The organism is Microcystis sp. LE18-22.4A (assembly GCF_027531105.1).
GTDB lineage: Bacteria > Cyanobacteriota > Cyanobacteriia > Cyanobacteriales > Microcystaceae > Microcystis > Microcystis aeruginosa.
Map to the genome: position 1 here is coordinate 1 of NZ_JAPZRB010000584.1, position 11,714 is coordinate 11,714.

The following is an 11,714-nucleotide window of genomic DNA, read 5'->3' on the forward strand; positions in this document are numbered from 1 at the left end:
AACTCTAGTTTTCAAGGTGCGTTCATCCTGCGATGACTGGGTTTTTTAAGCGGTTGCTTACCCGGCCCGCTATTCTTAATATCATACATCACATAAAGTCGCCCTAAAAGGGCGAGGCTTTAAACCCAATTTTTCGGTAAAGAAAAAACCCCCTATTGCTCATGAGTCAAAATCCCAATTCTTCCTCGCGACCACTGCAGCCGCTGCCGGTTCCCTCCCTGCCGATGCCTCCCTCAGAAATCACGGGAACCAGCAAGGGGACAACTCAAGAAATGAGCCAACAGGTGGCGACAACGAGCAAAAACGTGCCGAATATGCCGCAAAATGGTCAAATTTCCGCCCCACGTCCTCCCCAAAATCGCGCTCCCAGTCAGGCTGCTTCTCCCCAAACCCCACCCCGGCCGGGTCGCGCTCCCAATCAACCCACCTTAGAACATTTGATCCGGATGGCCTTTGATCGGGGTTATTCGGACGTTCACCTAGGAGTTGGAGAACAACCCCGGATGCGGGATCGTGGTGAAATGATTATTCTCAACTATCCTGAAATTGACATCAACACTTTTTATAGTTGGTTACGGGAAATCCTCGGTGAAGAAGAAATCCTTCGCTTTAAAAAAGACCTAGAATTTGATGGTGCAACTCAGTACGAATTCGCTAGGGTGCGGATTAATATCTTTGAAAGTCTGCGCGGTCCGGGGATGGTTTTGCGTCTAATTCCCATGAAAATCCTCACTGTGGAACAATTGGGCTTACCGGCTGTGTTCCGGAATGTGTGCGATGTGCATAAGGGATTGATTTTAATCACCGGTCCGACGGGTTCAGGGAAATCCACCACCCTAGCAGCCATGATCGATTACATAAATAAAGAACACCCCAAACATATTATCACCATCGAAGACCCGATCGAATTTGTCCATCAAAGTCGTCGCAGTTTGATCAAACAAAGGGAAGTGGGAATACACACCCATGAGTTCGATAATGCCCTAAAAGCCTCTTTGCGGGAAGACCCAGATATTATTCTGGTGGGGGAGATGCGGGACAAATCCACCGTTAATACTGCCCTGAAAGCTGCCCAAACTGGTCACTTAGTTATGGGAACCCTGCACACCAACAGCGCCGTTAAAACCCTGGAGCGGATTTTAACTCTTTATACCGCCGAGGAACGGGAATCGATGCGGGTGGCGATCGCAGAATCCTTGGTTTGTATTATTTCCCAGGGTTTATGTCGCACCACCGACAGTAAACGGACCGCTTTTCACGATATTCTCGTCAACACAGAAACCGTCAAAGATTACATTTGCAGCGGCAAAAATGACGAAATTATCGAATTAATGAGAGATGGCGAATACCATGGCATGATTACCACTAATCAATCTCTGTTTAACCTCTATCAAGAGGGACGGATTAGCGATGAGGTCGCCCTGGAAATGTCCCCGGTTCCCAATGAAATGGCGATGATGCTGCGGGGTAGAATCTAGAAAAACCCTGAAGGAAATCCTTGAGGGGTCAAGAGTTTAGTAGTCTAGAAAAATAGAAGCTCCTATTGATTCCCTAGGGGAACCCCTCAAGTGACCACTTCCGCGATTGTGTTGCCCGATATTTTTAAAGGCATCGCCCTGTTTACCCCCGGGGGCGACCTGATTTACTGTATCGATCCTGATAAACAAACTCATTGGCATCTGAATCTCTGCGCTGCTCTCCAGTCCGCTTTAGGGTTGCCAGAACCCCCCCATTTTTTAGTTCCTAGTTTTACCGCTACCATCGATCGCTGGCGAGATCCCTACAGTCACCGTATTCATACTAGAGCCGAAGTCTATCCCCTTGTCCGTCGCTATCAGCCTTTATTAAATGCTATTTTCGCCACGGACGAGCGAGCTTGGTTTACTGTACCTTGGCAGGAACAATCCTCTAATCCCACTATCTTAGAAACCTATCGTCAGCAGTTTCCCCAACTTTGGCAATCCCACGATCTGATTCTCCGTTATCAGGAGCGCCCCGCAACGACTTCGGGGATTAGTGCTGACTCTGACTATACTAACCCTAGTCCCAAGGGTTATGTTTTGCGGTTATTTGTCTCCGGTAATAATGCCAATACTAAACACACCCTAGAATCGATCCATCAGCTTCTAGAGCGAGAATTACACCATCCCTATACCCTGAAAGTGATCGATATCTCTAAGCATCCAGAACAAGCAGAATCTAATCATGTCTCTGCTATTCCCACTTTAGTCCGGGTTTGGCCGCAACCGGTGAAACGCATCATCGGCGAATTTGAGGATTTACCGCGAGTATTACAGATTATCGCCACCGCTTAGGGTTTAAAGACTTCTGACTCGATTCCTCGCCACCATTCGCCCAATTTCATTAAGTCTTGCTGAATATCATCCAATTCTTGGATATATTCCTGTTGGGAAAGACTGGCACGACGTTCTTGCAGTTTTTTGAGACGCAATTGCACCAACAGCCAAGGCTTAGAAATACCGTTAGTTTCTTCGATATAGCGAGCGATATCTTGACTATCCATAGTTGTTTACTGTTATTATCCTATATTTTCTCAAATTAACCCGAGACTCCTTTTTTTTAGTTGCAGAAGATTATGTTTGATTTTAGCCACTATTACCCCTACGCCGAATTAGTTTCTTTCCTGAAAAACCTAGCCTCATCCTATCCTAATTTAATTAGCCTCACCTCGATCGGTAAAAGCTACGAAAATCGAGATATCTGGTTAACTACCCTAACAAATCAAGCCACAGGCCCCTATTTAGAAAAACCTGCCTATTGGATTGATGCTAACACCCATGCGGGGGAAGTAACCGGCTCTGCCGTCGCTCTCTACACTATCTCTCATCTTTTGCGCCAATACGGTCATAATTCCCCAATTACCAGACTTCTTGACCATTACACTGTCTATATTTTGCCGCGATTAGCCGTGGATGGAGCAGAAAAATATCTCACCACTCCCTATATGTTACGATCGAGTATTCGCCCCTATCCCCACACGGATGAGAAACCGGGGCTATATCCTGAAGATATTAACGGCGATGGTTTAATCTTACAAATGCGCCAAAAAGATACCTGTGGCGCTTGGAAAATTTCTGAACAAGATCCTCGCATTATGGTGCGTCGCGAACCGGAGGAATTTGAAGGAACTTTTTACACTTTGCTCACCGAAGGTTTAATCCGCGATTACGATGGCTATAATTTTACCACTGCCCCCACCCTAGAGGGCCTGGATTTTAACCGCAATTATCCCGTTTATTGGGTTCCTGAAGGGGAACAACAGGGGGCCGGAGATTTTCCTTTTTCGGAGCCAGAAACCCGTGCAGAAGCCGAATTTTGGGCAAATAACACCAATATTAATGGCTTCGTTACCTATCATACCTATTCAGCAGTCATGTTGCGTCCCTATAGCACCCATCCCGATGAATATTTCCCCGTGGAAGACTTAGAAATGTATAAATATATTGCTGACAAGGGAAAAGCAATGACTGGTTATGAATGCGTTTCTGTCTATCACGATTTTCGTTATCATCCCAAAGAAGTGACTAACGGTGCCATGGATGATTACGGTTACGATCATTTTGGTTGGTATGGTTTTACGGTGGAGTTATGGGATGCACCCACCCAAGCGGGAGTGAAAAAAGATGATTATATTCAATGGTTTCGCTGGCATCCTTTTGAAGATGAATTGAAATTACAGCATTGGAATGATGAGAATTTAGCGGGAAAGGGTTTTATTAATTGGCAAAGTTTTGATCACCCCCAATTGGGAGAGGTGGAAATTGGCGGTTGGGACTTTAAAAATGTCTGGCAAAATGCCCCAGAAAAGTATTTACCGGATTTATGTGAGAAACAATGTCAGTTTACTATTGCCCATGCTTTAATGTCACCTCTTTTAGCTATCTCTCGTCTTGATCTTAAGTCGGAGGGCAATGGTATTTATCATCTGGTTTTACAGTTGGAAAATCAGGGATTCTTACCCACTTATACCAGTAAAAAGGCACTGGAAAGAAAGATTGTTCGTCCCATTCAAGTCAAGTTAAATTTAGCCGATGAGGTGAGTTTAATAGTGGGAAAATTAGAGCAGGAAATCGGTCACTTAGAAGGGCGATCAAATAAAGTATATAGTAGTCTTGCTCACGGTTTAGATTATCGCCGTACGGTGGAATGGGTGATTAAGGGAGTTTCTGGTCAAGAAATCGAGATTATCGCTATAGCTGAAAGAGCAGGAACAGTCAGACAAAAAGTGATTTTATAGAGCTATTTTGTTCGATAAAATTGTTAAATAAGTCTCCTTGGATTCTGTGGGTAAAACTCGCAATTTTTGGCTGCGAAGATCCGGTTCTAATCCCAAAGCTTCTAAAGGAATTACTCCTAATAAATTGTTTTGACCCCCGGGTAATTCCAAACATTCAAAAGTTCCTTCCCGTCCCGCGATAATCAAGGTGGCATCGCGAAAAATTCTCGCTTTTCCTATGCCTTTAGCCGTAGCCACATCTACTTCTTTTAAAAGCTGTAAACCCAAGCGGGCGACTACTTCCGGCACTAGACAAAGAGTGGTTGACCCCGTATCCACCAAGACATTTTCTAGGGTAAGAGAGCGAATTTGATCGGGAGAAATCACCGCCGCCGCCGCTAAAATTTGATCCGCTCGATTGATAACTGTAATGGTGGTGTAGATTTTGCCCATATCTTCTGTAATAACTGCTGGCTCAACCATAAGATTACCCTCAATTCTACCTTCAATTATACCGGAATAATTGCCAACAACAATGTCTAAGTAGGGCTTGCGGCAAAAAGTTTTTCGTGGGGACAGGGTGTGGGGTGTGGGGTGTGGGGTGTAGGGTTTTACCGATTTTGAGGGGGTCAATTACCTAATTTTCAGGGAAAAAGTCCAGGGATTTTACCCCCGATCACTCCAATGGTAGGCACTTTTTGAGGGAAAAAAAGTCTAAAAGTCTTACCAAACAAGGTTTTTAGATTTATTCAGCCAACCCTAAGTAATTTTAATTATTAATCCGGCCATCGGGCATAATTGCACCGCGGAAGTTAACTCCCATCAGATTAGCACTCATTAACTCGGCACGAGTTAGATTAGCATTACTTAAATCGGCACCGGTGAGATTTGCTCTAGCAAAGAAAGCATCGACTAAATCTGCTTCGCTGAAATTAACTCCTGAAAGATTAGCCCTTCTTAAGTCAGCATGATTCATTCTTGCTGCTTGAAAATTAGCTTGACTAAGATTAGCTCGATCAAATTTTATTTGAGTCATAATTGCACTATGGAAGTTTGCCTGCATTGCTTCCGTATCGGTCATTTTTGACCGCACTAAATTGGCTCCCGCTAGATTTGCCCCCACTAAATGCGCCCCGATTAAATTAGCATCAGTAAGTAAAGCATCTTGGAGATTAGCATTAGTTAAATCCGCTTTTCTGAGGTCAACATTGCACAAATTAGCCTCCTTTAAATTGGCTCCTACTAGATTAGCTCGCACCAGATCAACCCCTTTCATATTAGCCCCTTGCAGGTCGGCGCAGGAGAAATTAGCTCCTTGTAAATTAGTGTTATGATTTTTCTTTTCCTGACGCATATTTGTTCCCCGCAAACAAGCACCAGTGAGGTTAGCACCACTTAAATTAGCCCCCCGTAAATCCGCCCCGATTAAGTTAGCATCAAGTAACGTCGCTAGGGTTATATCGGTATCACGAAGATTAGCCCCTTGTAGCATCGCTCCGTGTAAATTGGCACTGCGTAAATCTGCCCCATTTAAGTCAGCTTGGTTGAGACTAGCACCGCTTAAATTAGCTGTCACAAGATTAGCTTGAGCGAGATTAGCCCGGTTAAGATAGGTAAAGAGAAGATTGGCTCCGTGCAGATCTGCTTCATTTAAAACAATGCCAATTAAGTCAGCACCAACTAAATTAACTCCGGGTAATTTTAAGCCACTAAATTGAGTTTCTCCCTCGGCATAACGTGCAATTAATTCGTTGGGTTTCATAGGTAGAATATCCAGATAAATTTGGGTAAAAAATTAAAGAATTTTTTGTAAAGTTTGCACCAGAATACTGGCGGTTTGAACGTTAGCATCCGTATCCATTTGGGTTTGAGCAATATTGTATAGTTGAACTTCGATATCCTTGAGAGATTTCCCACTTTGGATGAGTTGTTGTAGTAAATCTTCTAGGGTATAACTTCGCAGAGTTGACCAATCTTGATCGCTCCGATTCCAAGGATGAAATAGGAGCGAGAAAATCAATATTTTGGCTCGTAAAGGATTAGCATACTGGAAAATTTCTAAACGAATTTCAAAGGGGTCGTAGGCGGGAATTTTTGGGGAATTACTGGGGTTGTTATTTGAGTAAGCCGGCTCGGCAAAGGGCAATTCCATGACTAATTGCGGTTCATTTAGATTGATGATCGAAGAGGAAAAATCCACAGGTTCACTTCTAGAGGGGGAGAAAGATGTGGTTTTAGCCGCAGAATCAGAATCATTCTTTAGATGAACTATTTGATTGTTCAAGATTTGACTTTTTGACTCATTATCCTCTTCTTCGTCATCGTTATCAGTATCGTAGAGAGGCTCTAGTTGGGCAAGAATAATATCGGCTAGGGCTAGGTAGAGAGCTTTTTTATTAATATTTTCGGCAATTTGCTTGAGAGTTTGTCGCAAGCTGAGGAAATTGGGATTGTTTCGCTGAAGTTCTAAAACAATATTTTTTAAGCCATAATTATTAATCACCGCTTGATCGTTTTCCCAACGATTTTTACAAGCGGCAAACATTAATTTTTGAATTCTCGCTGTCTCTCGATGATTTTCTATTCCACTAACCACCTGTCTTAATAAATTATCTTCCTCGTTGTTGACATCATTATTAACGGTGGTGAAGCTAGGGTTAACTTCTGGCTCTACCAGTAATAATTGATTGTCGTAGGCGGCAGCAATATTACTATATAATTGACTGATTTGCTCGATAATAACCGTGGCTACTCCCAGATAAACTTTAGGACGATTGAGGGTTTTAACTAATTTATAAACAGAAAAAGTTAATTGTTCTTTATTGGTTTTCAGTTGCACTAACTCCTTCACCAAGTCTTCCATAGCCACAGTGTTCAAAATATTAGGCTCATTTTCCCAATATTTTTTACAGATACAAAAGATTAATTTTTTGATCCGTAATTTTTCTTCGTGGCTGTCGAGATAGCGAACTACATCATTAAAAACGTCGATGGATAATTGCATAGTAACCTCTGATCCGAGAAAAGAGCCAGCCCTCGCACGCCTCTACTATAGCGGTATGCTATTGGTCTCTCGCGAGTCAGCTTACCAGAATATATAAGTTATTCCTCGCTTTTAGTGCCTGAAAATATCCTAACCTAAAAGCGTGGCACTATTGAGTTGGGGTTGCCGGATCTGGTCTATCTTCCCTAAGAGTACCCAGCCTAATTCCTCAAATTAGCAAACGATGATTTTTTCGCCTGGCTCTTTTTTAGTACAAATGTTCGGACAAAATCGGAGTAAAGTCTTTAAGTTTAGACGACCGATGCCCGATAGGGTTAGAGTAATCAGGGAGAAACTGATTTATCGAGAGGCCATATCATCCCATGCTAGAACTCTACCAATTTGAATTATCTGCCTATTGTGAGAAAGTCCGTCTCATCCTCGACTATAAAGGTCTTGCCTATAAAAAAAGGGACGTGGTGCCGGGGGTGGGACAATTGGAATTATTCCGTCTTTCCGGACAGCGACAGGTTCCCGTCCTCAAGGATGGCGATACTTATATTGCTGACTCGACGGAGATTGCTTTTTATCTCGATCGCAAGTATCCTGAAAAACCAATTATCCCCACAGATCCCCTACAACGGGGTCAATGTTTATTAATCGAAGAATGGGCTGATGAATCCCTGGGATTAAAGGGAAGAACCGCTTTTCTCGGCGCTTTTGCCCAAAATCAAAACTTTCGTACCGCTTTTTTACCCCAGGAAACTCCCGGTTTTATGCGCTTGTTGCTGGGTTCCATGCCGGGGGAATTAATTGATATTTTGGGGGCGGGTGTAGGTCTGGGAAAAGATGCTATCAATACAGCGAAAAAGGGGCTACAACAGGATTTAGAGGCTTTGAACCTCATTTTAACCAATCGTCCCTATTTAGTCGGGGATCAGCCCACTTTAGCCGATTTAGCCGTGGCGGGATTAAGTGTGCTGCTTCAGTTTCCCCAGGGTTCCTATCTCAACTTACCCAGGGAATTGCAAGGCAAGGGGATTCCGGGGTTAGCCGATAATAGCGCCTACGAGGGCTTTTTTGCTTGGCGCGACCGTCTTTATAGTCAATACCGTCAAACTATCACCCCGGGAAGTTCCACCCCTCCTATCGATTCCCCCAACTCCATCCAGATTGAATAGCAGCGCTTGACTAGGCTGGTGGGGTGTAGGTTGTAGGGTGTAGGGTGTAGGTTGTGGGGTGTAGGGTGTAGGGTGTGGGGTGTAGGGTGTGGGGTGTGGGGTGTAGGGTGTGGGGTGTGGGGAGATTAAATAAAAGCAATCTACTGATCACTGATTACTGATCACTGATTACTGATTACTGTTAAGATTCCCGTAAAACGTAGCCCACACCACGCACGGTATGAATGAGGCGTTTTTGACCACCAGCCTCCATCTTCAGGCGTAAATAGCGAATATACACCTCAATAACGTTTGATTCTCCTTGAAATTCGTCTCCCCAGACATTTTCGAGAATTTGATCCCTCGATAATACTTCTTTGGGGTGAATCATGAGGTAGCGCAGCAGTTCAAATTCCTTCATCGTCAACTCAATATTTTTGTTTTTATAGGAGAGACGACGACTGGCTAAATCTAATACTAAGTCACCGAAACCCAATTGTTCGGGGGTAATTTCCAGAGGTTGCAGGTAAAAACGGATTAATTTGAGAAAAGATGGCGAATTATAGGGTTTGAGAAAATAATCGTCGGCTCCCGCTTCCAAACAGGCGAGACGTTCTTCTAGGGTTTCTTGAGATACTAACAAAATAATATAAACGCGACTTCCCTGGGAACGTAAACGACTACAAAAATTCACACCGGCCTCCGCTGCGAGGAAGCGATCGAGTATAATCATCGCTGGCTGCCAACTTTTCACTTCTGGGAAAGCGATATCAATGCTAGGCACGATCAGGGGACGATAACCTGCTTCTTTCAAGTCCGCACTAGCTAGTTTAGCGATATTCTCCTCAATTCCCACCAAGAGAATTGAAGAACTCGGAACGGATGTACTCATAAATCAGCAGCGGTAAAGAAATAGGAAAGATAGGGAGGGGACTACCTAATTATAGTTAATTGATTCTTGCCTAACCGATTTAATAAAAAAGTTAACGCTGTGGTGCGTTGGACAAAATTACCATTGATAGACCAACCGGTCACTCGATCGGGGGACGACCAGAGGCTAAGATGATCTACAGGTGGATCTGCATAAAAATTTTCTTGACCGCTACCCAATAAACAGGAACTCCAATGGGTAAAATAATCGTGACTAAGGCGATAAATGGGAAAATTACCGATTAATGGCACTCCCCACCCGTCCAGAGCTATTAAAGCGGCAATTTTTGCCCCTTGAGCTTGCCAATAATGAGCTAAAGCGATCGCATTTACCACCCCCGCACTAAACCCAATCAAGGTTAGAGCTTCTCCCGGTGAAAAAGCTTCATTTAAGCAAGAAAAAGGCGAAATAATAATATAGGAACGTAATTTGACCGATTGGCTCCCCAGATGTCCTAAAAAATCCTCGGTCAGTCTAGAATCATGAAAACCCGGACAAATTACCAAAGACATAAAGTTAAGTAAAAATCTATGCGGGGTCAGTTATCAGTTATCAGTTATCAGTTATCAGTAATCAGTCATCAGTCATCAGTTTTTTCTCCCTGCTCCCCTACTCCGTCTCCCCACACCCTACATCCCACACCCTACACCCTACACCCCACACCCCACACCCCACACCCCACACCCTACACCCTACACCCTACACCCCACACCCTACACCCCACTTCCTCACTTCCCCACTTCCCCACTTCCCCACTTCCCCACTTCCCACTCTGCCATAACTACTCCTACATACTTTGTGCTTTTTGTCAAAAAAACTTTTTCTTTGCAATAAAACTACACAAAAAAAAGATCATCGTTGTGGGTGAAATTGACTGATTTACCTGTCTTAATTGGGATTACCTTGTAGGTGTGGCAAGGGTTTCAACCATTGCTGTCCAAAAAAGCCAAGAATAACCCATTATGAAATTCAGTAAAATCGCTGTTACCACTGTAACATCGTTGTTAAATAAAAATCTTTCTCAATTAATTCTTAAGAATTTGTAAATATTGCGGAATGTTAATTTAAATATTCTCAAGCTTTTGGAGTCAATAAATAATTTTTGCTTATCTTTGTCGAATATTGGGTTAGGAGATAGGAGTCAGAAGTCAGGAGTCAGGAGTCAGGAGATTATTTTTATTTATTCTTCCTACACCCCACACCCCACACCCCACACCCTACACCCCACACCCCACACCCCACACCCCACACCCCACACCCCACACCCCACACCCCACACCCCACTTCCCCAATGCCCAATCAAGGCTGGATTTATCGAGATAAAGTTAGCAAAAATCAGGCAGGATTAAGCTTATTAGCTTACTATACGGGCAAATATTGCCATTCTAGCCCAGAAGAATGGCTCGATCGCATTTTATCGGCAGCAATTCTAGTCAACGGTCGTCCCGCTTGCCCCGATACAGTCTTGGAAATCGGGCAGCAATTGACCTATCAGCGCCCGCCTTGGACAGAACCGGATGTGCCGCTCTTTTTTGAGGTACTCTACGAGGATGCCGAGGTGTTAGTGGTGGCGAAACCTTCGGGATTACCGGTGTTAGCGGGGGGTGGATTTCTCGAACATACTCTTATCCATTTGGTACATCAGCATTATCCCGATGTCACTCCCTATCCGATTCATCGTCTTGGTCGCGGCACTTCGGGCATAGTCTTAATGGCTAAATCAAAGCCCGCTAGAGCTAAATTGAGTCAACAGATGCGGGAGGGGAAAATTACTAAAATATATCGAGCTTTAGTTGGTCAGGGCGACATACCAGATAATTTTACTATTAATCAAGCGATCGGGAAAATCGCCCATCCCATTTTAGGCCATGTTTACGGTGCGCTCACAGATGGGTTATCGGCCCGCAGTGATGGTCGAGTCTTAAAAAAACATCCCGATAGTACCCTATTAGAAGTAAGAATTTTTACGGGCAGACCCCATCAAATTCGCATTCATCTGGCCTTTTTTGGCTATCCTTTAATCGGTGATCCCTTGTATGGTCTGGGGGGATTACCGCGACCGGATGCAGTCCCGGGAGATTGTGGTTATTATCTCCATGCCAATCAAATCGTTTTTAATCATCCCAGTACAGGGGAAAGAATCTCTATTTGTTGTCCAGCGCCGCCGGAATCAGTTATCAGTTATCAGTTATCAGTTCACTGAGAAAACTCCCCACACCCCACACCCCACCCCCCCCACCCCCCCCCCCCCCACCCCCCCCCCCCAACCCCCCCCCCCCCCCCCCGCTCACCCAAATCACCACCGCAAAAACAGACAATATCACCCACACCGATGATCTTTTTTTTGTGTAGTTTTATTGCAAAAAAAAAGTTTTTTTGACAAAAAGCACAAAGTATGATAAT

At 44.1% G+C, this 11,714-nt stretch carries 11 protein-coding genes; 5 read left to right on the forward strand and 6 right to left on the reverse strand.

Annotation, left to right across the window (positions count from 1 at the left end; translation table 11 throughout):
* The first annotated feature begins 161 nt into the window (after nt 1-161).
* Together O9295_RS24990 and O9295_RS24995 are read left to right on the forward strand one after the other, a co-directional pair.
* Nucleotides 162-1,478 (forward strand): type IV pilus twitching motility protein PilT, encoded by a 1,317-nt coding sequence (locus O9295_RS24990; RefSeq protein WP_288035995.1) that lies wholly within the window; start codon nt 162-164, stop codon nt 1,476-1,478.
* 90 nt (nt 1,479-1,568) lie between these two features.
* Complete coding sequence (locus O9295_RS24995; RefSeq protein WP_002758959.1) at nt 1,569-2,315, forward strand: circadian clock KaiB family protein; 747 nt, start codon at nt 1,569-1,571, stop codon at nt 2,313-2,315.
* Here O9295_RS24995 and O9295_RS25000 read toward each other — a convergent pair.
* Nucleotides 2,312-2,524, reverse strand: a complete 213-nt coding sequence (locus tag O9295_RS25000) for a hypothetical protein (protein WP_002751038.1) — start codon at nt 2,522-2,524, stop codon at nt 2,312-2,314. The genes O9295_RS24995 and O9295_RS25000 overlap by 4 nt on opposite strands.
* Before the next feature lie 72 nt (nt 2,525-2,596).
* Between O9295_RS25000 and O9295_RS25005 the strand changes: the two genes are divergently transcribed.
* Complete coding sequence (locus O9295_RS25005) at nt 2,597-4,258, forward strand: M14 family metallopeptidase (protein WP_288035997.1); 1,662 nt, start codon at nt 2,597-2,599, stop codon at nt 4,256-4,258.
* Here O9295_RS25005 and O9295_RS25010 read toward each other — a convergent pair.
* From O9295_RS25010 to O9295_RS25020, 3 genes are all read right to left on the reverse strand, one after another.
* Nucleotides 4,253-4,720, reverse strand: a complete 468-nt coding sequence (locus tag O9295_RS25010) for a pepsin/retropepsin-like aspartic protease family protein (protein ID WP_079209596.1) — start codon at nt 4,718-4,720, stop codon at nt 4,253-4,255. The two genes, O9295_RS25005 and O9295_RS25010, sit on opposite strands and share 6 nt — an antisense overlap.
* A 286-nt stretch (nt 4,721-5,006) precedes the next feature.
* The gene (locus tag O9295_RS25015) at nt 5,007-5,999 is read right to left on the reverse strand and encodes a pentapeptide repeat-containing protein (RefSeq protein WP_288035998.1); all 993 of its coding nucleotides are present in this window, start codon (nt 5,997-5,999) and stop codon (nt 5,007-5,009) included.
* A gap of 33 nt (nt 6,000-6,032) precedes the next feature.
* Nucleotides 6,033-7,241 carry a hypothetical protein gene (locus tag O9295_RS25020; RefSeq protein ID WP_288036000.1) on the reverse strand — a complete coding sequence of 403 codons (1,209 nt, stop codon included), beginning with the start codon at nt 7,239-7,241 and terminating at the stop codon, nt 6,033-6,035.
* 362 nt (nt 7,242-7,603) lie between these two features.
* Here O9295_RS25020 and O9295_RS25025 point away from each other — a divergent pair, with 362 nt between their 5' ends.
* The gene (locus O9295_RS25025) at nt 7,604-8,401 is read left to right on the forward strand and encodes a glutathione S-transferase (protein ID WP_002798699.1); all 798 of its coding nucleotides are present in this window, start codon (nt 7,604-7,606) and stop codon (nt 8,399-8,401) included.
* Nucleotides 8,402-8,582: 181 nt separating this feature from the next.
* Here the strand turns inward: O9295_RS25025 and nblR are convergent, their stop codons facing one another.
* Complete coding sequence (nblR, locus tag O9295_RS25030) at nt 8,583-9,272, reverse strand: response regulator transcription factor NblR (protein WP_288036001.1); 690 nt, start codon at nt 9,270-9,272, stop codon at nt 8,583-8,585.
* Between the two features lie 41 nt (nt 9,273-9,313).
* Nucleotides 9,314-9,823 carry a hypothetical protein gene (locus tag O9295_RS25035; protein WP_061431388.1) on the reverse strand — a complete coding sequence of 170 codons (510 nt, stop codon included), beginning with the start codon at nt 9,821-9,823 and terminating at the stop codon, nt 9,314-9,316.
* Nucleotides 9,824-10,602: 779 nt separating this feature from the next.
* On the opposite strand from O9295_RS25035, the gene O9295_RS25040 reads away from it, so the two are divergent.
* Nucleotides 10,603-11,514 (forward strand): RluA family pseudouridine synthase, encoded by a 912-nt coding sequence (locus O9295_RS25040; protein ID WP_288036002.1) that lies wholly within the window; start codon nt 10,603-10,605, stop codon nt 11,512-11,514.
* Nucleotides 11,515-11,714 lie beyond the last annotated feature (200 nt).